Genomic DNA, 25648 nt, shown 5'->3' with positions numbered 1-25648 from the left:
AATAAATATAAGCGATTAGCCTAAATCTGATTACAGATTAATAGAAATAAATTTTGATGATATTCTACTAAACCTCAAAAATGACTTCGCTATTTGGCACTCTAAATCGCTCTGAATAAACACCCCCTTCTGCTGCCGGACCGCAACCAATCACCATAGTTACTTCTGCTTTTCGCGGAAGCTTAAGAAACTTTTTAATCCGAAGTGAGTCCATACCTTCCATTGGGCAAGTATCGTAACCTTCAGATTTCATGCTCAGCATAAAGGTTTGGGCAGCCAATGCAGCACTTTTATGTACACTAATACGAACATCAGTAGCATTTCCGTGACGCACCATTGGCCTGTTTAGACCTACAAAAAAGTAGATGCACTTTTTAATAAAACCCCAAACGCCAAAAGGGTCGTTGTAGTAATATTTAGGAATTAGGCTTTCGTAATAGTTAAGTGCCCTCTTGGCTGCCTTGGTTTTAGGTTCGCCATAAACCCTTTTCATTTCTTTTACCAAAGCTTTTTGCCTTGTTCGCCAAAGATCTTTTCGAGCTACAAATACCACCAATTCTCTAGCAGTTTTCGCAGCCTTCTGATTCATACACATCCAGCTTACCTTTTCAAGGGCTTCTTCGGAACGAATTCTATAAAATTCCCAAAGTTGCATGTTGCTGCTATTGGGTGAAAGAATAGCCCTTTCCAAACTTCGCTTAACAGCATCTGGGTCAAAATCTGCTTTATCGTCATAAATCCGCACTGACCTTCTTTCTTCAACAATCTTATCAAATACTATTGCGCTTTCTTTCATGTTATCCATACACTAAGGGAATCAAGGTTTCTGATAAAACAGCTAAAAGAAGAATAGCTACAACATTAAGAATAAATCCAGCCCTAATCATTTGCTTCATGGGGATCATTCCAGAAGAAAACACTATTGCATTTGGCGGAGTAGAAATGGGCATCATAAAGGCATAGCTTGCCGCCAAAGTAACCGGCAACGAAAGGTACATTGGGTTAATATTTAGACTAATGGAAATTCCTAAAACTACCGGCACAAAGATAACGGCAAGGGCTACATTACTCATAATCTCGGTCATAAACAGCATAAATGCACTTAAACCTAAAACCAATAGTAACTTACTGACATTGCCTTGTTGGGCTATTGTTTCGCCTACAATCTGAACAATTTCAGTAGTTTCCATGGCCTTGGCCAACGTGAGACCACCTCCAAAAAGTAATAGAATTCCCCAAGGTAACTTTTTGGTATATTCCCAATCCAATAAAAATTCTCCTTTCTTCAAACTAACCGGAGTAGCAAACATAAAAATGGCACCTACCATGCCTATTAAGGTGTCGTTTAGCAAGTTGGTATTAAACCAAGTATTTAAGTTTCCTCTGAGAATCCAGGCAACTGCAGTAAGGACAAATATAATTGCTACCAACTTTTCTGCTCGGCTAATCTTTCCCAGCAATTTGATTTGGTCGTCAATAATTTGAGAGGAATCAGTCAGGTTCTTGATTCTACTAGGGAAAAGTACTTTAGTAAGCAAAAGGTAAGTAATGGTGAGCATGATAAAACATGTAGGTATACCCACTTTCAAATATTGAGAGAAACTCACCTCATAATTCATCATTTCACTCATAAAACCCACCCATGCCACGTTAGGCGGAGTTCCAATAATGGTGGCAGTACCTCCGATGTTAGCGGCATAAGCAATGCCTAACATGAGCACTAATGAAAACCTCTTTTTCCCTTTGTCTTCTGTCCGATCCAATTCTAGCAAACTGGTAATAGATAGTGCAATTGGCAGCATCATCACCGTTGTAGCTGTATTGCTAATCCACATAGAAAGAAAGGCAGTGGTAAGCATAAAACCCAAAATAATTCCATTTGGATTGGTGCCTGTTAGACGGATTAAGTTCAATGCGATTCGTTTGTGCAGATTGTGCTTTTCCATTCCTAAACCCAAAATAAAACCTGCCATAAACAGAAATATAATAGGGTTTGCATAAGGTGCAGTAGCTTCGTTTGCATCGAAAACACCCGTAAGTTGAAACAAGACAATGGGAAGTAAAGCAGTAACAGGAATGGGAGCAGCTTCGGTAATCCACCAAATAATCATCCAAGCAGCAATACCAACCACCTTCCATGCTTCAGGAGATATCCAGAAATCGGGAGAAAAGGTTAGGATGAGAAAAAATACTAGGGGTCCAGCAAATAGGCCAAAAATTTTTGCGCCTTTGAAATCAGGTGTGCTCATTTTATTTTTTGGATGACCTACTAAGATAGTATTTTAATAGAGTGTTGTTAAGCCTAGGCGATTCAAATTCCTATTTTTCTAACAGGCCTAAAAAAAGAAAAGAGCCCCAACCTCGAGCTCTTTTTCTTAATCAACCTTAAAATACTAAAAACTAACTATGTATAATCAACCTTAATCTATATTCTTACCTGATAAGTGTTGTTTATCAATTCTTCTTTCTAAACACTTATGGGTAGGTATACCGACAATCGATAAAAATTGTTTCAGTTTTCAGAATAAAATTTCGTTAAAAAAGGTTAACAGTTTTTTCGTTCACAAAAGCTTGGGTTGTAATTCAGCCAAACGGAACATCTCAAGCAATTAATCCTTTGGCTTAGCCATTTATTATTCTATTTTTGCCACAAATTTAAACCCGCTGTAATGAGTGTTTTAGTCAATAAAGATTCTAAAATTATAGTTCAAGGATTTACCGGTTCTGAAGGTACTTTCCATGCTGAACAAATGATTGAATATGGTACAAATGTAGTTGGTGGTGTTACTCCAAATAAAGGAGGTCAGCTACACCTAGGCAAACCTGTTTTTAATACTGTTGAAGACGCAGTGACTTCAACAGGTGCAGATGTTTCCATTATTTTTGTTCCACCTGCTTTTGCGGCTGATGCCATTATGGAAGCGGCTGATGCTGGAATATCTGTAATCATCGCTATTACCGAAGGAATTCCTGTAAAGGATATGGTAATGGCTAAAGAATATATCAAAAACAAAAATGTTACTTTGATTGGCCCTAACTGCCCAGGTGTAATTACTCCTGGCGAAGCTAAAGTTGGTATCATGCCTGGCTTTATTTTCAAAAAAGGTAGAATTGGTTTAGTATCTAAATCAGGTACATTAACTTACGAAGCTGCTGACCAGTTGGTGAAAGCCGGTTTGGGTATTTCTACTGCAATTGGTATTGGTGGCGACCCAATTATTGGAACTCCTACTAAAGAAGCCGTAGAGCTTTTAATGAACGATCCAGAAACGGACGCTATCGTTATGATCGGTGAAATTGGCGGTAACTACGAAGCCCTTGCTGCTGAGTACATTAAATCAACAGGAAACAAAAAACCTGTAGTTGGATTTATTGCTGGTCAAACAGCGCCTCCAGGCAGAAGAATGGGCCACGCTGGTGCAATCATTGGTGGAGCAGAAGATACTGCAGAAGCCAAAATGAAAATTATGTCAGAGTGCGGAATTACTGTAGTTAATTCTCCTGCAGATATCGGAGCTACAATGGCTGAACTATTGAAAGCTTAAGAAGAATAAATCTTAGAAAATATTAAAGCCTCATTTTGAGGCTTTTTTTATGTCCTATTGGGCGGAAGCAAGTTGGTTCAAGGCAATCCAAGCCATCAGACCAATCCCCAATTCAATGGCATCTTCGTCTATGTTGAATTTAGGTGTATGCACCCCCAAAGTAGTTCCTTTTACTGAATTACCTGTTCCCAAACGATAGAAGCAAGAAGGCACCTCATGCGAATAGTAGGCAAAATCTTCTGCCCCCATCCATAAATCTAAATCCACAATATTTTCTGCACCGAGATAAGCTGTTGCTGCCGCACGTGCTGATTGCGTAGTTGTCGGGTCATTGGTTAAGTAAGGGTAACCAACGTCAATCAACACATCACAACTCCCTCCCATTGCCTCAGCAAGTCCTTCAGCAATGCTTCTTATTTTTTTGTGTGCCTCAAAGCGCCACTCCTCGTCTAAAGCCCGAAAGGTTCCTCCGATTTTAACTTCATCCGGAATGATATTCTGCGCATGGCCACCTTCAATTTGCCCAAACGAAAGCACGGTTGGTTTTTTAGGGTCAGCATTTCTGCTCACTACTTGCTGTAACGCCACAATGATATGCGATGCAATCAGAATAGGGTCAATCACTTTATCAGGCAGTGCAGCATGACCACCTTTACCTTTTACGGTAAGGTAAATTTCATCAGCACTGGCCATGTATTGCCCTTCTCTAAAACCAACTTTCCCTGTCGGAATATACGGCATCACATGTTGCCCAAACATATTATTTGGTCTAGGGTTTTCCAAAGCTCCATCTTTAATCATTAAAGATGCGCCCCCTGGGTTTTTCTCTTCTCCCGGCTGAAAAACAAGCTTTATAGTTCCTTCAAACTGATCTTTAAGTTGCACTAAAATACGGGCGGCACCTAAAAGACATGACGTGTGGACATCGTGACCACAAGCGTGCATTACCCCTATATTCTTAGATTTATAAGAAACTTCATTTTGCTCCGTAATCGGCAAAGCGTCCATATCGGCACGCAAAGCCACGGTTTTGGAGGCTGGATTCCTTCCTTCAATTAAGGCGGTTAACCCTGTTCCAGCCACTCCTTCCTTTGGTTCGATTCCTAATTTACGCAATTCAGCCGCCACATATTTTGCGGTTTCAAACTCCTTGAAAGAAAGCTCGGGGTTTGCATGAATATGCCTACGAATATTGACAGTATCCTCTGCATACTGAGCAGCAAGCTTTTTTACGTCATTCAACAAACTCATTTTTCAAGCTTGAATTGCTCTGGAACTACAGTAGCGGTTGGGTAATATTTCTTTATTTTTTCATAAAGCGGTTGGGCTTCTATCTGCTGATAGAACTCTCCAATCTTCACGAAATAGGTCGGCAATTTGTACTGAATCTGCGCCTCCATTGCTGGAAGAATATCGAAAAGGCGATTTCTGATTCTACCTGCCTCAACTTCATTGGTACCAGAATAAACCATAATGGTATAGCCAGAAAGTGTTGCCAAGGTATCATTTCTCACGGCAATGGAATCCATCACGGCATCCATCTTATCTGATATTTCATAAGTTGAGCGGATGGCTTGATTATTCAATACTTTGATTGTATCGCCCTCCTTAGATTGTACCTTAACAGTTGGGCGATATTTCGATAAATCATCAGAATAACTCAAATCAACATCGTCTCGCTTTACATCCTTTTTAGGAATAGCCTGATTGGTACAACCAACCGACAACAGGACTACTGTCAGAGTCAATAAAGTATTTGAAACAGACTTAATCATTAATAACTACGCATTTATTGCTCAGAATATCTTCTTCCACTTGCTTAAACTTAACGTCATTTTTAATGGTTCCGTCTTGATACTGAACATTTACTCGATCGTTTCTTCCATAAATCTTTTCAGACTTAATAGGAGCTGTTTTTTCTACCGGAGGTCTGTTTCTAGTATCTTGTCTACTTGCCAAAGCAGATTTAGATTCTTCCTTACTCTCATTCAATTTCTGCTGACTTCCTCTACTTCTTGCCTCTTGCACCCTATCTGGCGCTTGTTGAGGGATATCGGCTTTGGTTAAGAAAGAAACGGTTTCTTCATTTACTTTAGAAAGGAAGGCTTTAAACAATTGGAAAGCTTCGAATTTATAAATCAAAAGTGGATCCTTCTGCTCATAAACCGCATTCTGTACCGACTGCTTCAAGTCATCCATGTCGCGAAGATGTTCTTTCCAAGTTTGGTCAATTACAGCTAGTGTAATAGATTTTTCCATGGCCTTGATCAGCTCAGCATTTTCTGTTTCAACAGTCTTATTCAGGTTAACAGCCACTCCAATCTGCCTTTTTCCATCAATAAATGGAAGGAGAATGTTCTCAACTGTAGCGCCTTTTTCTTGTTGAATATGCTTCATCAACGGCAGTGTTTTTTCCGCTATATTCTTGTTCTTCTTGTTATAATCTGCATAAACCTCTTCATACAAATCATTGATAAGCGTGTTTACATCAGATTGCGTGTATTGATCCAAATTAATTTTGGTATCCATACCTAAAGTACCAATGCAACTCAGTTTGAATCCATCGAAATCGTTTGTTGGTTTTGTATTGTTCACAATGTCTTCACAAGTGTCGTACATCATGTTCATAATATCCAACTGTAGACGCTCGCCCATCAGCGCATTTCTTCTTCGTTCGTAGATCACAGAACGCTGTTGGTTCATAATGTCATCATACTCCAAAAGTCGTTTTCTGGTACCGAAGTTATTTTCTTCCACCTTACGCTGTGCTCTTTCAATAGATTTGGAAATCATGGAATGCTGAATCATTTCACCTTCCTTCAATCCCATTCTATCCATTAATTTGGCCACTCTGTCTGAGCCAAAAAGCCTCATTAGGTTATCTTCTAACGAAACAAAGAATTGAGATGAACCTGCGTCTCCCTGACGGCCCGCTCTACCTCTTAACTGACGGTCAACTCGTCTTGACTCATGTCTTTCTGTACCAATAATGGCAAGACCGCCAGCAGCTTTAGATTCTGGCGATAGTTTAATATCTGTTCCACGACCCGCCATGTTGGTAGCAATGGTTACCGTACCTGGTCTACCAGCAGCGGCTACAACATCGGCTTCTCTAGCGTGTTGCTTCGCGTTCAATACTTGGTGCTCAATCTTTTTCAGATGAAGCATTCTACTCAATATCTCTGAGATTTCAACCGAAGTAGTACCCACAAGTACCGGTCTGCCTTCAGCAGTTAACTCAACGATTTCATCGACTACGGCATTAAACTTTTCTCTTACCGTTTTATATACTTTATCCTCTCTGTCTTCTCTTGCAATTGGTCTGTTGGTAGGAATTACCACTGTATCCAACTTATAGATTTCCCAGAACTCACCTGCTTCTGTTTCGGCAGTACCCGTCATACCTGCCAATTTGTGGTACATTCTGAAGTAATTCTGCAATGTGATTGTAGCATAGGTTTGAGTAGCATCTTCTACCTTCACGTTTTCCTTTGCTTCAATGGCTTGGTGTAGTCCGTCAGAATACCTACGACCGTCCATTACCCTACCGGTTTGCTCATCTACAATTTTCACCTTACCACCATCAAGGATGTATTCTGTATCCTTTTCAAACATGGTATAAGCTTTTAGCAGCTGGTTCACGGTATGTATTCGCTGGCCTTTTACGGAGTAATCTTGAATAGCTTCTTCCTTTTGTTTCAGCTTTTCCTCATCCGATAAAGTTTCATCTTTCTCTAGTCTGGCAACTACTTCTCCAATATCGGTCATGATAAAGAAGTTTGGATCTTCTCCTTCGCCAGTAATCAAGTCTGTTCCTTTTTCAGTAAGATTAACCGCGTTGGTCTTTTCATCAATAGTAAAGTAAAGCGGTTCATCTGCCTTAGGCATGTTTTTCTGATTGTCTTGCAGATAGAAGTTTTCTGTTTTCTGCATTACCATCTTCATTCCTGTTTCACTAAGGAATTTAATCAATGGCTTATATTTTGGAAGACCACGGAAGGCTCTAAACAAAGCTAATCCACCTTCTTCCTCGTTTCCTTCTTTGATTAATCTTTTGGCATCGTTCAAGTATTGAGAACATAGCTTCTTTTGTGCATCTACCAATTTGGTTACACGTGGCTTCAATTCATGAAACTCGTGTTCATCCCCTTTAGGAATCGGCCCCGAAATAATTAATGGAGTTCTAGCTTCATCGATCAATACTGAATCGACCTCATCGACCATAGCATAATGATGCTTGCGCTGCACAAGTTCTTTAGCTTCTCTGGCCATGTTGTCACGCAGATAATCAAAGCCAAACTCGTTATTAGTTCCGTAAGTAATATCAGCACGGTAGGCTTGTCTTCTTTCTTCAGAGTTAGGTTGGTGCTTATCAATACAGTCGATGGTAAGACCATGGAACTGGAATAATGGCGCCATCCATTCTGAATCTCGTTTTGCTAAGTAGTCGTTCACCGTAATTACGTGAACACCTCTTTCGGCCAAAGCATTTAGGTAAGCAGGCAAGGTAGCCACAAGCGTTTTACCTTCACCAGTAGCCATTTCGGCAATTTTGCCTTGATGCAAAACAATTCCACCGATAAGTTGAACATCGTAGTGAAGCATCTCCCAAGTCACCTCAGAGCCTGCAGCTAACCACTTATTCTTCCAAACCGCTGTATCACCAACAATTTCTACCTGAGGGCCAATAGACGCAATTTGCCTATCGTGCAAAGTGGCCTGAACTTCAAGTTTACCTACTTCTTTTAATCTTCTTGCGGTTTCCTTTACTACAGCAAAGGCATCGGGAAGCACATCCATAAGTACTTTCTCAAGTTCTTCATCGCGCTTCTCTTCCAATTTATCTATTTGATCAAAAATGCTCTCTTTTTGAGCAATCTCAAGACTAGTTTCGCTATCAATTCTTTTATGAAGTGCCTCTAGCTCTCCATCAATTTCTTTAAGGTAGTCTTTAATCCTTCCTTTAATTTCTTGGGTCTTCCCCCTTAAGGCCTCATCAGAGATGTTCCTCATTTCGGCAAACGCCTTATTGATCTTGTCAACGTAAGGTTTTACCTCTTTAATATCGCGATCTGACTTTGATCCGAAAACCTTTGCCAACCCCTTTGTTAAAAAACTCATACTGTATTTTTAATATGGTCTAAAGTTAATTTCTTGTATAGAAAAAGGAAACATAAGCTTGATTTATATTCACAGCTCTATTACTCCTTCGAATACTTTTTCTGCAGGACCTATCAAATAGATATCCTTAAAAATATCGCCCTCTTGGTTAAAAGAGACTTGAAGTTCTCCACCAACAGCATTAAGCCTAATGGGCGATTCTGCACCCTTAAGTGCAAAAGACAATGCCGCAGCAGTACATCCAGTACCGCAAGACAAAGTCTCGTTTTCAACCCCTCTCTCATACGTCCTAATTACAAGTGAGTTGTTTGGGCACTCTTCAATAAAATTCACATTTACTCCATCCTCTTTAAAGCGGTCAGAATAACGAATATCCCTACCTGTTTGCACAACATCAATATCGTGTGCATTCGGTACATATTTTATGTAGTGAGGAGAACCTGTATTTATTAGAAAGTCGTTACCGATCAATTCATGTTCGGCAACATCATTCATTAATAAGTGTACTTCATCTTCATCAATAAAAGCGGAGTGAACCCCATCAATGGCTAAAAACTCGGTTTCATTGTCGATAATCCCTAAACTTTTGGCAAACATAACCGCACAACGGCTTCCGTTACCACACAAACTCTGTGAGCCATCAGGGTTAAAGTAAATCATTTCGAAGTCGAGTTCGGGGTGATTCTCTATAAGAATAACACCATCTGCGCCTACTCCAAACCTTCGGTCGCACAATCTTCCGATGAGCAAAAGGTCCGATTTATCGAATTTCAAATCACGATTATCGATCATTACGAAATCGTTGCCTGTACCTTGATATTTATGAAATTGAATCACCACTGATAAATTCTTATTTGGTGGGCAAAGGAACAATAAATGAGCCTTATTTAAAAAGGTGACATATTGGCGTAGAAAAAGTATAAGGCATAAAAAAACCCCCAATATGGAGGTTTAAATTCTTTTTAAAGGAATGACTATTTAGTCAATTTCTCTTTAATTCTAGCAGCTTTACCATGTCTACCTCTTAAGTAGAATAATTTAGCTCTTCTTACTTTACCTTTTCTAAGCACTTCGATTTTATCGACATTTGGAGAAAGCAGTGGGAACACTCTTTCAACACCAACACCGTTAGAAATTTTTCTTACTGTGAAAGTCTCACCGTTTGTGCCTGGGTTTTTTCTCTGAATCACAGTTCCTTGAAACTGCTGAATTCTCTCTTTACCACCTTCTTTAATCTTCACGTGCACGTTGATAGTGTCACCTGGGTTGAACTGTGGCATCGAAGTTCTTACTTCGTTATTTTCTTGCTCTATAAATTTGATAAGATCACTCATGATTTCTATCTCTAACAGCCTCGTCTAAAATCGGACTGCAAATATATGGAAAATGTTTTTGTAACAAGCAGGCTATCAATAATTTTTTATTCATCTAGCAATCCAGGTCGCCTAGCCCTAGTTCGCGCTACAGATTGCTCATACCTCCATTCTTCAATCTTGGCCTGATGACCCGATAAAAGCACTTCTGGCACAACCATTCCTTTATACTCCGCTGGTCGTGTATAGACTGGTGGAGCTACCAAATCATCTTGGAAAGAGTCCGTCAGAGCCGAAGTTTCGTCAGACAATACTCCGGGCAGCAGTCTAATTATAGCATCGGCCACCACAGCGGCTGCCAATTCCCCTCCCGATAGTACATAATTTCCAATGCTAATTTCTCGGGTAATAAAATGCTCTCTTACTCTTTCGTCTACTCCTTTATAATGACCGCACAGTAAAATAAGATTCCCTTTTAAGGAAAGTTCATTCGCAATTCCTTGATTCAGCAATTCCCCATCAGGAGTCATATAAATAACTTCATCATAATCACGCTCAGCCTTTAATTTAGAAATACACAAATCAATCGGCTCAATCATCATCACCATGCCTGCCCCACCGCCATAAGCATAATCGTCAAGCTGACGCTGCTTGCTGGTTGAGAATTCACGCAAATCATGCACTACCACTTTTGCCAAACCTTTATCCTGCGCTCTTTTTAATATAGAGTGTGAAAAAGGACTATCAAGTAATCGAGGTAATAAGGTGATGATGTCAATTCTCATGATTAATCTTCTAAATAAACATCTACCAAGCCTTCAGGAACAAACATGTGAATTTGATTATTCTCTTTGTCTATTTCCTTTATCAGCTCATCCGTCAAGGGAATCAGTACTTCCTTAGAAGTTTTATGCTTTACCGACAGCAATGTTTGCGGGCCAGCCTCAAACACATTCTCAATCATGCCAACAGCGTCATCCGTATTGACATCGATTAACTTTAAGCCTACGAGTTCATGAAAATAAAAATCTCCTTCCTCTCGTTCTGGAAGAGTAGATAAAGGCAAGTAAAGCGCACAACCTTTAAGCGACTGCGCTAAGTCTAGAGAATCCGTATCCTCAAACCTAACAATGGCTTTATCTCCATTTAAGGAGATAGCGGTAATAAAAAAAGGAACCAGTTGTTGCCCTTGTTGGACAAAAACTGATTCCAATGTTTTATATTCATCAGGATAGTCCACGTCTAATAAGACCTGAACCTCACCTTTTAAGCCGTGCGGTTTAACGATATACCCTAAATGGTAACAATCTTCAACCGTCATGACCGAATAAATTAATCTTCTTTTTTCTCTTCAGCAGCTGGTGCTTCTTCTGCAACAGGAGCCTCTACTTCTTCAGTAGCTTCTTCCTCAGCAGCCGGTGCATTAGCAGCCTCTGCTTCTGCTTTTCTAGCAGCAATCGCCTCAGCTCTTGCAGCATTCACCTTAGCTTCCGCTTCCAATTTCGCTTTCTTAGCGTCATCTTTTGCTTTTGCTAATTGCTCTACTTTACCAGAAATCTGAGATTCTTTGCCTTCTAACCAAGCCTGATATTTTTTATCAGCTTCTTCTTGAGTAATTGCTCCTTTGATTACACCAATCTGAAGGTGTTTTCTTAAAAGAACTCCGCGGTAAGAAAGCATTGCCTTTACAGTATCTGTAGGCTGTGCTCCATTCATAACCCACTGAAACGCCTTCTCATTATCAATATTGATAGTAGCTGGGTTGGTGTTTGGGTTATAAATACCAATTTTTTCAATAAAGCGACCATCACGTGGTGCTCTTGCGTCTGCGATAACTACATCGTAAATCGCTTGTTTCTTGCGGCCTCTACGGGCCAATCTGATTTTTACTGCCATTTAACTTTTAAAGTTTAGCGAGGATCACGTCCTCTAATCTTTGAGATCACGTCTCAAAAATGGACTGCAAATGTACGGGTAATATTTTAATTATAAAACGATTATGAAAGACCACTCGATAAATCTTATTCCATCTGTTCCTCAAGCCACTGCCAATCAGAGCCGTCTTCTGCATTCATAAAAGTAACTTTTGCTTTTCCATCCTTACCAATTTCCAGCAATGAAGGATACATATGAGAAAGCTCATGGTCTAATGCGACCGACAACTCTATAAAACCTATTTCAGAAGTATCTTCTTCGCCTAGCACTTTAAGCCTAACCCTTATGCCTTTCTTCGATCCATAATTGGTGAAAACATATTTGATTAGAGGTGAATTATAGCGAGGCAGCATAAAGTCATAGGACTTCTTAACACAATTAGAACAGCCATTTTGAGGGATTACCAGCACAAATCTTTCACTATTCAATTTTATCGAAGCCTCCTCAAACAAAGGTTTGTAGTCGATTTCCAATTTACGCTCACAACTTTGTAAAGCGAACAGCATCACAAAACAACAGATAGCTACTCTCTTCATTTTTTCAATCCTATTATTGAAATACCCATTATATCCTCACCTTTAAGGCTGTGTTGTGGACCGCAAAGTCCATCTGGAGTGACGAAAATTCCTCTATCAAACAAAACCTCCCCTCCTGGAATTACTCCATCTGCAATTTTGCGGAATTCAGAATCATAAACAGTTACAGAGTACTGAACGGGGTCATAAATCTCCTCACCTGCCAAACGCCTCTTATAAGTATCCTTTCCTTGTTCAACCATGCCAATACGATAATATTGATCCAAATAAGGGTTATATATTACACCATAGTACCAAGCACTACTGGAACCGATTGATTGGACGTCAATATTGTTTGGATCGTACGTTTCACTTCTTTTTCTCCTTAGAAAATGGAAGTCACCAATAGCTTCACTTTTTCCATCTAGCTTCTCAGTATAATTTCCTCGAATTCTATATACATTATGGTCTAAAGGAAAACTAACAATCAAGTCTCCATTTTTAGTGTTTTCAGCAATCCTAGAGTTGTAGAAATAATAGTAGTTATTCCACACAGTGGTTTGAAGGTCTATATTTTGATAGGGCAATGGATCAGATAAATAGCTAAAAGTATCTGTATCCATATTCAGTTTTATAATTGGAGCCATGCTGTTTTGTGAGCCCTTATCAGATATCTCTAAACCAATGTAGACAAAGGGAGGCCTCACTACCAGGCTTCCAAAAAGGGTTGACGCCTTAGGGTAACGAATCTTAATATAATCATCACTTGAATAATGGAATGTATTGAGCTTTTTACCCTCTGAGTTCATAAGGAACATACTAAAGTTTGTCCCCCTGCTCAGTATAAAAATGGAATCCCTATTGTGGTAGTGAAAATAATAAGGGTCTGGCCCTATATCATCCGGCCCCTGTTTGGCAAACTGGGTTTGCCCTACTCCTTTACCCGATTTAGCATCAAAGTACTTAATAGCCTTGGTCAATCTATTAAAATAAGCGATCGCTTTTCTATCCTCACAGTACTGAAATGAGCTCCCCATTGAATTAGGGGGAGCTGTTTCGCTATCCAAAGCCAAGTCTAACTCACCTATCACTCCAACTTGAGCTTTCTGAGCCAACCCAGACAAGCACCACAGAAAAAACAATGTAACTAGGAAGGGCTTAATTACTTTTCGCATCCCCAACACCTATCTATAAACAGGTACCATTGCATTTCCCAAACAGTCGAATGTAACACCTGGAGCCCCATGTGGGACATCTAAGTCACACCACATTACAGTAGCCTTATTGCCTTCTGGGTCACCATCAATAACCTTAATCCCCATATTAGTACATACCCCTCCATTCAGTGTATCAGGAGTCTCCATGCACCACATTTCAATCGGCACGCGAAACATTGTGGCCATTGCCGTAACACTCACAAACGTGAGCACTAAAATCACTTTCATTCTTGTTTTCATAATTTCTGTATTAATAATCTAAATCTAAAAGTTCAAAAACCATTTCATCTTCATTATCGCCTAAAGGCTTCAAAACCCATAACCCCTCCGGACCAACAAACATGCCTGATCTGAACATATAATCCTTAACCATATAAGTCTTCTCTGAAAGCATGTTGAACTCTTTATCGAGCACCATAACCGAATGAAGCCTGGGAGGCAACTTTGATCTCACTCCACTTTTGTATTCCTTATACACCCGTTCATCATAGGGCAAACGAGCAACTCTATAATAAAGAGAACGATATGGATCATAGTGTAATTCAAGATACTGTCCTGATAGCCTTAAAACATTAAGTCCTTGCTCAGTCGCTTGATTTGGGTCTAGATCTTTGGATAGGCGATTCATCAACTTAAACTCATCAAAATACTTAGTCTTAGCATAAATTTTCTGCATTGAATTGAACCCATTATTAGAAACATATATCGAATGATCTAAAGGATAGCTTAACACAAGCAATCCTTCTTTATCATTATAAACAATATCTCCCTCCATGAGTTGAATGATCTTCAATATACGATCATATATTTCAGGACTATATTGCTTAGGTTCACTGAACGCCTTAACTTCCTTTGACTTAAGATCAATTTCTACTAAAGGTGAATAATCTAGCAAAGGCTGATTCATTAGAAGCATTTTAAGAGCGTAAATCTTCTTGTTCTGAACAACCATACTACTTGGACCTCCTGTCAATAGCCCATTCGTCATCTCTATCCCATTTCCGGAATTATCTTTTACTGCGGTTCCATATTTATTCAAAACCTTTCCCTCTCCGTTAATGAGAGATATCTGATAATTGAAAAAATTCGAATATATCAATATTGAATCCTTCGAAATGAGATGAAAAGTATAGGGCTCTGGACCAATAGCATTAGGCCCTTCCTTCCTTAACGGAATGGATCTTAGTGTTTCTCCTACCTTGTAGTCAAAAACCTTAATTTCTCTCGTAATAGAGTTCAGATAAAACAATTCATTATCATGATATTTATACACTCCTTCGCTTGCAAGCCCAGGCGTAGTAGTTACATTATCTAAAGACAACCTAAGCTCCTTTCTTTGAGCCATTCCATCATTAAACAACAATAGCTGAGTAAAAACAATTAGAATTACTAGGGAACCTCGCATTTTAATTACTTCTATACTCTCCTTGAGTATCAGCCCCTAACCCTCCGTTTCCTGCACAAGGACCTGAGTTTACACCGGCTGTTCCGCTAGGCATGCATCTTGATGTATAAACATCTCCTTGATGTTCAATATTTGTTTCTCCCATTATTACACAAACACCCGCTTGCGGCACATCACCCCCACCTGTATAAGTGCCGGAGTAAATACATGTTGTCCAAACATCAGGCACATAATTAAAACCAAAAACACTAACGGCCAACAACAAGCCCAATCCCATAATTAAAAATCTATTTTTCATAATCATTCTTGATAAAAGTAAAACTTGATTTAAACCTAAATAGAAAATTTCGTAAATCAAATTATTACATATTTTTTTTTTATTTTGCACTTTATACACTTCATACGCCTTCTATAAGGTATTACCATACGTATTCTATATTAATTAAATATTTTAAAACTAAGAAGACTATAGTTGTTTTCAATACTTCACTATGAAAGACAGAGTAGCTAATCACTCTTATGTAGAAGATATTCTCCCCCACAAACACAACCCTAAGCCACTAAATACGATTAAGAACAAAAACCTCATTCTGATATAGAAAAATAAACACATTTATATAACCGCATAAACGGTTTTTAATAACTAAACTAAAGGTCTACCTTTGGTACTCATAAGAGGCAAACACCTGTTCATGGATAATTATTCTTATTTAAGCAATGCAGATCCTAAGGCTTTAGAAGCCCTTTATCAGCAATTCAAAAATGACCCCAACAGTATTGATGAGGGTTGGAAAAAATTTTTCGAAGGTTTTGAGTTCGCTCAAACAGAGTATTCAATGTTACCAGATGGTCAGGCTTCGAGCACTGCTCAAACTACAACTGGTACTAATACCGTTTCTGACAAAGAGGTTCAGGTAAGAAACCTGATTCACGCTTATAGAACCAGAGCACACCTAAGATCTAAAACCAACCCCGTTAGGGAAAGAAAAGACAGAAAGCCAATTCTTGATTTGGCTGACTTCAACTTAAGTGAGTCAGACTTAGATACTCAATTCATCTCTGGTGAAGAGTTGGGAATTGGCAGAGCGCCTTTAAGAAAGATTATTGAAACGCTTAAATACATTTACGAAGGAACTGTCGGTTTCGAATACATGTATGTTCGTGATCCTGAAAAACTAAAGTGGCTTAGAGAAAAAATCGAAAAAGATGCGCTTTCCTTTAAGCCATCTCATGCCCAGCGCGAAAGAATTCTTAGCAAGCTTAACGAAGCCGTAGTTTTCGAAAACTTCCTTCACACCAAATATTTGGGCCAGAAGAGATTCTCTTTAGAAGGTGGTGAAACTACAATCGCTGCATTGGATGCTATTATTAATAAAGGTGCCGAACTTGGTGTTAAAGAAGTAATGATTGGAATGGCCCATCGTGGTCGTTTAAATGTTTTGGCCAATATCATGGGCAAAACCTACGAGCAAATCTTTAGCGAATTTGAAGGTAATTCTACACCAGACCTTACCATGGGTGATGGTGACGTTAAATATCACATGGGATTTTCGAGCCAGGTTACTGCGGTAAATGGCGAAAAAGTTGAGCTTAAACTAGCGCCTAACCCTTCCCACCTCGAAGCAGTAAACCCTGTGGTTGAAGGCTTTGTAAGGGCCAAAGGTGATGAAGAATACAATAGAGACCGCTCTAAAATACTACCAATCCTTATTCATGGTGATGCAGCCGTTGCCGCACAAGGCATAGTATATGAGGTTACTCAAATGGGTAATCTTGAAGGCTACAATACAGGCGGAACTATCCACTTTGTAATTAATAACCAAGTTGGTTTTACTACAGACTTTGATGATGCTCGTTCAAGTATCTATTGTACTGATGTAGCAAAAATTATTGACGCACCTGTACTTCATGTTAATGGTGATGATCCAGAAGCGGTAGTGTTCTGCGTTCAGTTTGCTACTGAGTACAGACAAAAATTTGGTGAAGATATTTTCGTGGACATGGTTTGCTACCGTAGACACGGCCACAACGAAAGCGATGAACCTAAGTTCACACAACCTTCACTATATAATGTGATTTCAAAACACCCTAACCCACGCGAGGTTTACAATAAACAACTCATTGAAAAGGGAGAAATTGAAGCCGCTCTAGCTAAGAAATTAGACAAAGAATTTAGAGCATTGCTTCAAGATAGACTCAATTTGGTGAAGCAAAAGCCACTTCCGTACATCTACCAACCTTTGGAAGAAGAATGGAGGAACTTGAGAAGATCTAAACCAGAGGATTTTGAACAGTCTCCAGAAACTGGAATTTCAAATGAAGCGCTCAAAAAAGTAGCGGACGCTCTAACTACTATTCCAAAAGGATTTAAGCCTTTAAAGCAAATAGAAAAGCAGCTAAAACAGCGTAAAGACATGTTCTTTAAAGAGAAGTCTTTGAACTGGGCCGCTGGTGAACTTCTGGCTTATGGATCGCTTCTATTGGATGGTAAAAAAGTGCGTTTAACAGGTCAGGATGTGCAAAGAGGAACTTTTTCACACAGACACGCTGTATTGCATGATGCCAACACCAACGAAGCCTACAATAGCTTAAACCATCTTGGAGCAGATAACAAATTCGAGATTTATAACTCACTACTTTCAGAGTTTGGTGTAATGGGCTTTGAATTTGGCTATGCCATGGCAAACCCAAATGCTCTTACATTGTGGGAAGGCCAATTCGGTGATTTTGCCAACGGTGCCCAAGTAATGGTAGATCAGTTCATTTCATGTTCTGAAACCAAATGGCAACGCATGAATGGAATGGTACTTCTTTTACCACATGGTTATGAAGGCCAAGGCCCAGAGCATTCAAATGCAAGACCTGAGCGTTACTTACAGTTGAGCGCTGAATACAACATGGTAGTGGCCAATATCACCACTCCAGCCAACTTCTTCCACGCATTGAGAAGACAGCTGACATGGGAATTCAGAAAACCATTGGTGGTGATGTCGCCTAAATCTTTATTGCGCCATCCTAAGGTAGTTTCACCAGTAGAAGATTTTACTTCGGGTCGTTTCCAAGAGGTAATTGGCGATGACTATTCAACTGCTAAATCTGTAAAACGTGTTCTTCTTTGTTCAGGAAAAATCTACTACGATTTGCTTGAGCGCCAAGAAGCAGACAAGCGTAAGGATGTGGCTATAGTGAGGGTTGAGCAAATTCAACCATTCCCAACTAACCAAGTGAACGAAATCCTAAGCCAATATAAAGGTGCGGAAGTTTTCTGGGTACAAGAAGAGCCTGAAAACATGGGTTACTGGTCGTTTATATTAAGAGCCTATAAAGACAAAGTCCTTACATTAATATCTCGTAAAGCGAGTGCTTCACCTGCAACAGGTTACGCTAAAGTACACGCTGCCGAACAAGAAAAATTAGTCGATCAAGCTTTCGCAAAAAATTAAGAAATCATGAGTCTTGAAATCAAAGTACCTACCGTTGGAGAGTCAATAACCGAGGTTACAATTGCCCAATGGTTCAAAAAAGAAGGAGAGTCTGTAGAAATGGACGAAGTTATTTGTGAGCTAGAATCAGACAAAGCCACATTTGAACTCAATGCCGAAGCTGCAGGTAAATTGCATATTATTGCCCAAGAAGGCGAAACGCTAGAAATTGGCGCGACCATCTGTGAAATTGACACAGATGCAGCTGGAAGTAGTGCCCCTGCTCCAGAAAAAGAAGCTCCAAAAGCTGAAGCCAAAGAAAGCACTGGCCCAAAATCTACTGGTGAAACTAAAGAAATGATTGTTCCTACTGTAGGCGAATCTATTACTGAAGTAACCATTTCTAGCTGGTTGAAAAACACTGGCGATTATGTAGAGCTTGACGAAATTATTGCTGAAGTAGATTCGGACAAAGCAACCTTTGAATTGCCTGCCGAAGCATCGGGTATACTTACCATTATTGCAGAAGAAGGCGACACTATCGAAATCGGTGCAACGATTTGTAAAATTGAGGTAACCGAAGGTGGTGCTCCTGCTAAATCTGAAGCAAAGGCGGCATCTGGTGCTGCTCCTGCTTCTCAATCTGCTTCACAAGATCAAACTTACGCTACAGGCCATGCCTCTCCGGCAGCGGCTAAAATTTTAGCTGAAAAGGGTATTGACCCTAAATCAGTTAAAGGAACAGGCGTTGATGGTAGAATTACCAAAGAAGATGCAGAAAGCGCTCAAAAATCGGCACCAGCACCGAAGGCAGCAGAAAGCAAAAAAGAAGATTCAGCTCCAGCCATTAGTGTTCCAGGCGAACGTAATGAAAGTAGAGAGCGCATGTCGGCTTTAAGAAAAACAGTAGCGAAGCGTTTGGTTTCAGTGAAAAACGAAACCGCAATGCTTACTACCTTCAACGAAGTGAACATGAAACCTATCATGGACATTCGTAAGAAGTACAAAGATTCGTTTAAAGAGAAACACGAGATTGGCTTAGGCTTTATGTCGTTCTTTACCAAAGCGGTAACTATGGCGGCCAAAGACTGGCCAGCTGTAAACGCTCAAATTGATGGTAACGAAATCGTTTACCATGATTTCGTAGACGTTTCAATTGCCGTTTCAGCCCCGAAAGGTTTGATGGTTCCTGTAATCAGAAATGCAGAAAGCATGAGCTTCGACCAAATTGAAAAAGAAGTGATGAGGTTGGCCATGAAAGCGAGAGATGGTAAACTTACGATTGAGGAAATGACTGGAGGAACCTTCACCATTACTAATGGAGGTATTTTCGGTTCTATGCTTTCAACACCAATTATCAATGCTCCGCAGTCGGCTATTTTGGGAATGCACAACATTGTAGAACGCCCAATGGCAGTAAATGGTCAGGTTGAAATTCTTCCTATTATGTACTTAGCCCTTTCTTACGATCACAGAATTGTGGACGGAAGAGAGTCGGTAAGCTTCTTGGTAAGAGTGAAAGAATTACTGGAAGATCCAACCAGATTATTATTAGGAGTATAAATCTAAAATCAAACATCCAAAATCGTAGATATGAAATATGATGTAACAGTGATTGGTTCGGGACCCGGTGGTTATGTAGCGGCAATTCGTTGCGCACAACTGGGAATGAAAACGGCCATCATCGAAAAATACGATACATTAGGTGGTACTTGCTTAAACGTAGGTTGTATTCCTTCAAAAGCATTACTCGATTCTTCAGAACATTACCATAACGCAGCGCACACCTTTAAAACGCACGGCATTGAATTAGATAACCTTCAGGTAAATCTAAAGCAAATGATCGATCGTAAAGCAGGTGTGGTAGCCGATAACGTGAATGGTATTGCCTTCTTAATGAAGAAGAACAAAATTGATGTTCACACGGGTGTTGGCTCGTTCATCGATAAAAACAACATCAAAGTAACTGACAAAGACGGCAAAGAAACGAAGCTTGAAACCGACAAAGTAATTATTGCTACGGGTTCAAAACCTTCTTCTCTTCCTTTCATCAAGATTGATAAAAAGCGAGTAATCACTTCTACCGAAGCCTTAGAACTTAAAGAAGTACCAAAACACATGATCGTAATTGGTGGCGGTGTAATTGGTATGGAATTAGGTTCGGTGTATGCCCGTTTAGGTGCCGAAGTTTCTGTGGTAGAATACATGGATTCACTTATCCCTACTATGGACAGCACTATGGGGCGTGAGTTGAAGAAATCATTGAAAAAACTCGGTTTCAATTTCTACTTAGGCCATAAAGTAACCGAAGTAAAAGGCACAGCGAAAAACGTAACTGTTAAAGCTGAAAACAGCAAAGGCGAAACTGTTGAATTGAACGCAGATTACTGCTTAGTTTCTATAGGTAGAAAACCTTATACTGAAGGTTTGGGCTTAGAGAACATTGGCATTACGCCAGACGATCGCGGCAGAATTGAGGTTGACGAGCATTTAAAAACCAAAGTGGATAACGTTTATGCCATTGGTGATGTAATCAAAGGCGCCATGTTAGCCCATAAGGCTGAAGAAGAAGGCGTTTTTGTTGCAGAAACTATTATGGGACAAAAGCCACACATCAATTACAACCTAATTCCTGGTGTGGTGTATACTTGGCCAGAAGTGGCTGCTGTAGGTTATACTGAAGAGCAGTTGAAAGAAAAAGGAGTTGAATACAAAACTGGTTCTTTCCCTTTCAAAGCCTCAGGTCGTGCTAGAGCATCAATGGACACTGACGGTTTAGTAAAAGTATTGGCTGATAAAAAGACCGATGAAATTCTTGGCGTACATATGATTGGACCAAGAACAGCAGACATGATTGCTGAGGCCGTTGTAGCCATGGAGTTCAGGGCAAGTGCCGAAGACATTGCAAGAATGTCGCATGCGCACCCAACTTATACCGAAGCTTTCAAAGAGGCTTGTTTAGCAGCAACTGACAATAGAGCGTTGCATATTTAGACAAAACTTACATAGCATAAAATAAGAGAAGGCCGTCAAATGATGGCCTTCTCTATTTTTAACCTAAAAACTCAACTCAACTTTTATTAAAACTCAATTCCTTATTGTTGCCCCTTTATTTCTGCGTTCAACTTTCTGTCTAAACTAAAAAAACTAACCTCCGATGAATTATTATTTTGAAGGGACTGTAAGCCCTCTAGCGTCTTCATTTCGTAAGTCTTGAATTGTGCGGCTACATAAACCGTATCATTATCACTGTTCAAGTATCCAAATGAAAAGCGAATATCTCCATCGCAACTGAAGTCGAATATTTCCTTCTCTTCATTATCAATTTTCATTTTTATTCCCTTTTCAATTTTCGAGAATTGAAAAAGAACCTTCTCTTCATCTAAAGCTTCCCATTCCCCCATCAAAGCCTCTTTTAGGTTTTCATTTCTTGAATCGAAAAATCCGTTTCCTGAAACCCTTGCTCCCTGACAGCCACTTATTAATATGGATAAATAAAAGACTAAAGCCATAGCCGATTTTGAGTACTTATTCATGTCTTAAGAGTTGGTCAGTTATCATTTACCAAACACTAAGCCATATATAAAATCAGCCAAAAGAGGAAGAGGTGAGAGGTTTTAAAAACTATTCCTACCCACTATGGGATAAAATTCCCAATTTTAGAATCGGACTCAACAAAGTGATGTTTACATAAAAAAACCTGCTGTTCAGCAGGTTTCTAATGATTAATAAAAATAGTTAGAGCTAGCCTATTTTGATTTACGTGTGGCTTGCACGGGGAAAGAGTCAGCCCCCATATTTACGTATCCAGCCATACTTTCGCCATCAAAAGTACCCTCAATACTTGCTGTAGTACCCATAACATCAATAGAGCCAGAAAAAGCATTACCCACCACTGTAAATCCAGTTACATTCAATGTCCCGAATTGATCAGTTTCCATCACTGCAGCATAAAGACCATTATCTCCTGTAATTCTCATTATTCCATAGCTATCGGTATCAGGGGTTTGCACGGTATAATTCCAAACTCCTCTTGGGTCATAAGCTTTTTCTTTGGCCTTCTTTTCCACCTTAGCAGTAGCCGATGCTTTTCCTGATGCACAGCCTACGATAGAAACCGCTAAAAGCAAGCTCAAAGTAAGTGTTAATAATGATTTTAAATTTTTCATAGTGTTGTTTGTTAGTATAAAATGTTCATCTGAATTTAAGCTTTTTTTCTTTCTGCCTTTCTGAAAACTTTTAGAATTTCAGCCTCAGATACCAAATCTAAGAATAAGCTTTCCATTGGTTTTGATTATAAGTTTTACGCTATAACTTTGTGCCAATTTACACCCTAGTAAAACCGCACGTACCCCTTACAAATGCCTAAAGACAATAGTATAAAATCTGTCCTCATCATCGGAAGTGGGCCAATCATCATCGGACAAGCTTGTGAATTTGATTATTCTGGTACTCAAGCCTCAAAATCATTAAGGGAAGAAGGAATCGAGGTAACCCTCATCAATTCCAATCCTGCCACAATCATGACCGATCCGGTAACGGCCGATAACGTTTATTTGAAGCCTTTAACAAAAAGGTCTATCATTGAAATTCTAGAAAAGCATAAAATTGACGCAGTCCTACCAACTATGGGAGGCCAAACTGCACTCAATTTGGCAATTGACTGCGACAAAGCAGGAATCTGGAAAAAGTATGATGTGAGAATTATTGGCGTAGACATTAATGCCATCGAAACTACTGAAGATCGTGAGAAGTTCAGGTTGAAGATGCAAGAAATAGATGTCAACGTTTGTAAAGGAGAAACCGCAACATCTTTCTTAAAAGGAAAAGAAATTGCACAAGAAATTGGTTTTCCGCTTGTAATTCGCCCTTCATATACCCTTGGAGGCTACGGTGGCGGATTCGTTAATACACAAGAAGAATTTGACCAAGCTTTAACCCACGGCTTAAATGCTTCACCAATTCACGAGGTATTGGTAGAGCAAAGCATTTTAGGCTGGAAAGAATACGAGCTTGAACTACTAAGAGATAATATTGGTAACGTCATCATCATCTGTTCTATCGAGAACTTTGATCCGATGGGGGTACATACTGGCGACTCGATTACAGTAGCGCCAGCCATGACCTTGCCAGATACCACTTACCAAGAAATGCGTGACTTGGCCATCAAAATGATGAACGCGATTGGGCAGTTTGCTGGAGGCTGTAACGTACAGTTCTCGGTAAACCCAGAAGACGACACCATTGTTGGTATCGAAATCAACCCTCGTGTTTCGAGGTCTTCGGCATTAGCATCTAAAGCTACGGGTTACCCAATTGCGAAAATTGCCGCTAAGTTGGCCATTGGTTACAACTTAGATGAATTGAAAAACCAGATTACTAAAACCACCTCAGCCTTCTTTGAGCCTGCACTGGATTATGTAATCGTTAAAATACCTCGTTGGAATTTTGACAAATTCAAAGGTTCTGACAGAAAGCTTGGTTTGCAAATGAAGTCGGTAGGTGAAGCCATGGGAATTGGCCGTAACTTCCAAGAAGCACTTCAAAAAGCATGTCAATCTTTAGAGATTAAACGTAACGGATTAGGGGCCGATGGCAAGGAATTAAAAGACCAAGCTGCTTTGCTTTACAGCTTAGAAAACCCAAGTTGGAACAGGCTCTTCCATATTTATGACGCTTTTAAGCTTGGCATTCCGTTAAAAACCATTCAGAAGAAAACGAAAATCGACAAGTGGTTCCTTCAGCAAATTGAAGAAATGATCCAGTTGGAAGATGAAATTGAAAAGCACAACCTACAAACCTTACCTGAAAGCCTTCTAAGAACGGCCAAGGAAAAAGGTTATGCCGACAGACAAATCGCGCATTTAATTAAATGCCTTGAAAGTGAGGTTTTCACTAAAAGACATGAAATGGGCATTAAGCGAGTGTACAAACTGGTTGATACTTGCGCAGCAGAATTTGAAGCCCAAACACCATATTATTACTCTTCTTTCGATGAAGAAAACGAATCGATTAGCAGCAATAAAAAGAAAGTAATTATTCTAGGTTCGGGACCAAACCGTATCGGCCAAGGAATTGAATTTGATTACTCTTGCGTTCACGGTTTATTGGCCGCCAAAGAATGCGGTTACGAAACCATCATGATCAACTGTAACCCTGAAACGGTTTCTACAGATTTTGATGTGGCAGATAAACTCTACTTCGAACCTGTTTTCTGGGAACACATTTACGACATCATTCTTCATGAAAAACCAGAAGGCGTAATTGTTCAGTTGGGCGGTCAAACTGCCTTGAAACTGGCTGAGAAGCTCGATCGTTACGGAATCAAAATTATTGGAACGAGCTACAATGCCCTTGATTTAGCGGAAGACAGAGGTCGTTTCTCTGATCTACTGGCTGAAAACGATATTCCTTACCCTAAGTTTGGAGTAATAGAAGATGCTGATGAAGCCCTGGAGCTTTCTAAAGAACTAGGCTTTCCATTATTGGTGCGTCCTTCTTACGTGTTAGGAGGCCAAAGCATGAAGATCGTGATCAACGAGCAAGAGCTTGAAGAGCATGTTATCAACATTCTGAAAGATATTCCTGGCAACCGTGTTTTACTAGATCACTTCTTAGAAAATGCGATTGAGGCCGAAGCCGATGCCATTTGCGATGGAGAAGATGTGTATATCATAGGAATTATGGAGCACATTGAGCCTGCTGGAATTCACTCTGGCGACTCTTATGCTGTGCTACCTCCTTACAGTCTCGGTGATTTCATCATCAGACAAATTGAGGCACATACCAAAAAAATTGCCCTTGCGCTAAACACTGTGGGGCTGATCAATATTCAGTTCGCCATAAAAAATGATAAAGTTTATATCATTGAAGCGAACCCAAGGGCATCGAGAACCGTTCCGTTTATAGGTAAAGCCTACCAAGAGCCATATGTAAAGTACGCTACAATGGTAATGTTGGGTGAGAAAAAGATCAAAGACTTTGATTTCAAGCCAGTTAAGAAAGGCTACGCCATTAAAGAACCGGTTTTCTCATTCCATAAATTCCCGAACGTAAACAAGGAACTTGGGCCAGAGATGAAATCTACTGGTGAGGCAATTTACTTTATAGATGACCTAATGGATGATTATTTCTTGGACATCTACTCTAAAAGGAATTTGTACCTAAGTAGGTAA

General features: G+C 39.8%; 22 protein-coding genes. 5 read left to right on the top strand and 17 right to left on the bottom strand.

The window, feature by feature from the left end:
• Positions 1–67: 67 nt before the first annotated feature.
• Positions 68–805: a nitroreductase family protein gene (locus OB69_RS12330; protein ID WP_245620814.1), complete on the bottom strand. Its 738-nt coding sequence runs from the start codon at positions 803–805 to the stop codon at positions 68–70.
• Positions 798–2249, bottom strand: coding sequence for an SLC13 family permease (locus tag OB69_RS12325; RefSeq protein WP_053224047.1), 1452 nt, complete (start codon positions 2247–2249; stop codon positions 798–800). The genes OB69_RS12330 and OB69_RS12325 overlap by 8 nt, the downstream gene beginning before the upstream one ends.
• Before the next feature lie 420 nt (positions 2250–2669).
• On the opposite strand from OB69_RS12325, the gene sucD reads away from it, so the two are divergent.
• Positions 2670–3545, top strand: a complete 876-nt coding sequence (gene sucD, locus OB69_RS12320) for a succinate--CoA ligase subunit alpha (RefSeq protein ID WP_053224046.1) — start codon at positions 2670–2672, stop codon at positions 3543–3545.
• A gap of 54 nt (positions 3546–3599) precedes the next feature.
• Here the strand turns inward: sucD and OB69_RS12315 are convergent, their stop codons facing one another.
• The 13 genes from OB69_RS12315 to OB69_RS12255 form a co-directional block, all read right to left on the bottom strand.
• Positions 3600–4796, bottom strand: a complete 1197-nt coding sequence (locus tag OB69_RS12315; protein ID WP_053224045.1) for a M20 metallopeptidase family protein — start codon at positions 4794–4796, stop codon at positions 3600–3602.
• A complete protein-coding gene (locus tag OB69_RS12310; protein WP_053224044.1) occupies positions 4793–5320 on the bottom strand; it encodes a hypothetical protein in 528 nt (175 codons plus the stop codon). The genes OB69_RS12315 and OB69_RS12310 overlap by 4 nt, the downstream gene beginning before the upstream one ends.
• Positions 5313–8666, bottom strand: coding sequence for a preprotein translocase subunit SecA (gene secA, locus OB69_RS12305; protein WP_053224043.1), 3354 nt, complete (start codon positions 8664–8666; stop codon positions 5313–5315). Before secA ends, OB69_RS12310 begins: the two co-directional genes overlap by 8 nt.
• A 69-nt stretch (positions 8667–8735) precedes the next feature.
• Positions 8736–9506, bottom strand: coding sequence for a diaminopimelate epimerase (gene dapF, locus OB69_RS12300; protein ID WP_053224042.1), 771 nt, complete (start codon positions 9504–9506; stop codon positions 8736–8738).
• Positions 9507–9640: 134 nt separating this feature from the next.
• On the bottom strand, positions 9641–10000 hold the full coding sequence (rplS, locus tag OB69_RS12295; RefSeq protein ID WP_053224041.1) for a 50S ribosomal protein L19: 360 nt from the start codon (positions 9998–10000) through the stop codon (positions 9641–9643).
• Positions 10001–10086: 86 nt separating this feature from the next.
• Complete coding sequence (gene trmD, locus OB69_RS12290; RefSeq protein ID WP_053224040.1) at positions 10087–10764, bottom strand: tRNA (guanosine(37)-N1)-methyltransferase TrmD; 678 nt, start codon at positions 10762–10764, stop codon at positions 10087–10089.
• Between the two features lie 2 nt (positions 10765–10766).
• A complete protein-coding gene (gene rimM, locus OB69_RS12285) occupies positions 10767–11300 on the bottom strand; it encodes a ribosome maturation factor RimM (RefSeq protein ID WP_053224039.1) in 534 nt (177 codons plus the stop codon).
• A gap of 11 nt (positions 11301–11311) precedes the next feature.
• Positions 11312–11875, bottom strand: coding sequence for a 30S ribosomal protein S16 (locus OB69_RS12280; RefSeq protein ID WP_053224038.1), 564 nt, complete (start codon positions 11873–11875; stop codon positions 11312–11314).
• Between the two features lie 125 nt (positions 11876–12000).
• Positions 12001–12450 (bottom strand): hypothetical protein, encoded by a 450-nt coding sequence (locus tag OB69_RS12275; RefSeq protein WP_053224037.1) that lies wholly within the window; start codon positions 12448–12450, stop codon positions 12001–12003.
• Entirely contained in the window at positions 12447–13604 is a 1158-nt protein-coding gene (locus OB69_RS12270) for a DUF4221 family protein (RefSeq protein WP_157608566.1), read from the bottom strand. The genes OB69_RS12275 and OB69_RS12270 overlap by 4 nt, the downstream gene beginning before the upstream one ends.
• A gap of 9 nt (positions 13605–13613) precedes the next feature.
• Positions 13614–13886, bottom strand: coding sequence for a hypothetical protein (locus OB69_RS12265; RefSeq protein WP_053224035.1), 273 nt, complete (start codon positions 13884–13886; stop codon positions 13614–13616).
• Between the two features lie 10 nt (positions 13887–13896).
• Positions 13897–15051 carry a DUF4221 family protein gene (locus OB69_RS12260; protein ID WP_053224034.1) on the bottom strand — a complete coding sequence of 385 codons (1155 nt, stop codon included), beginning with the start codon at positions 15049–15051 and terminating at the stop codon, positions 13897–13899.
• A 1-nt stretch (position 15052) separates the two neighbouring features.
• The gene (locus OB69_RS12255) at positions 15053–15349 is read right to left on the bottom strand and encodes a hypothetical protein (RefSeq protein ID WP_157608565.1); all 297 of its coding nucleotides are present in this window, start codon (positions 15347–15349) and stop codon (positions 15053–15055) included.
• Between the two features lie 394 nt (positions 15350–15743).
• On the opposite strand from OB69_RS12255, the gene OB69_RS12250 reads away from it, so the two are divergent.
• Genes OB69_RS12250 through lpdA form a run of 3 tightly spaced genes read left to right on the top strand, consistent with a single transcriptional unit; the run spans position 15744 to position 21467 of the window.
• A complete protein-coding gene (locus OB69_RS12250; RefSeq protein ID WP_053224032.1) occupies positions 15744–18494 on the top strand; it encodes a 2-oxoglutarate dehydrogenase E1 component in 2751 nt (916 codons plus the stop codon).
• Positions 18495–18500: 6 nt separating this feature from the next.
• The gene (odhB, locus tag OB69_RS12245; protein WP_053224031.1) at positions 18501–20036 is read left to right on the top strand and encodes a 2-oxoglutarate dehydrogenase complex dihydrolipoyllysine-residue succinyltransferase; all 1536 of its coding nucleotides are present in this window, start codon (positions 18501–18503) and stop codon (positions 20034–20036) included.
• Between the two features lie 30 nt (positions 20037–20066).
• Positions 20067–21467: a dihydrolipoyl dehydrogenase gene (lpdA, locus tag OB69_RS12240; RefSeq protein WP_053224030.1), complete on the top strand. Its 1401-nt coding sequence runs from the start codon at positions 20067–20069 to the stop codon at positions 21465–21467.
• A gap of 101 nt (positions 21468–21568) precedes the next feature.
• On the opposite strand, the gene OB69_RS12235 is transcribed toward lpdA, so the two are convergent.
• The gene (locus OB69_RS12235) at positions 21569–22009 is read right to left on the bottom strand and encodes a hypothetical protein (protein ID WP_053224029.1); all 441 of its coding nucleotides are present in this window, start codon (positions 22007–22009) and stop codon (positions 21569–21571) included.
• Between the two features lie 213 nt (positions 22010–22222).
• On the bottom strand, positions 22223–22642 hold the full coding sequence (locus OB69_RS12230; protein ID WP_053224028.1) for a hypothetical protein: 420 nt from the start codon (positions 22640–22642) through the stop codon (positions 22223–22225).
• A gap of 192 nt (positions 22643–22834) precedes the next feature.
• Here OB69_RS12230 and carB point away from each other — a divergent pair, with 192 nt between their 5' ends.
• Complete coding sequence (carB, locus tag OB69_RS12225) at positions 22835–25648, top strand: carbamoyl-phosphate synthase large subunit (protein WP_053224027.1); 2814 nt, start codon at positions 22835–22837, stop codon at positions 25646–25648.

It is taken from the genome of Roseivirga seohaensis subsp. aquiponti, from assembly GCF_001267955.1.
In the GTDB taxonomy this organism is placed as follows: domain Bacteria; phylum Bacteroidota; class Bacteroidia; order Cytophagales; family Cyclobacteriaceae; genus Roseivirga; species Roseivirga seohaensis.
This window is presented reverse-complemented; position numbering and strand designations above follow the sequence as displayed.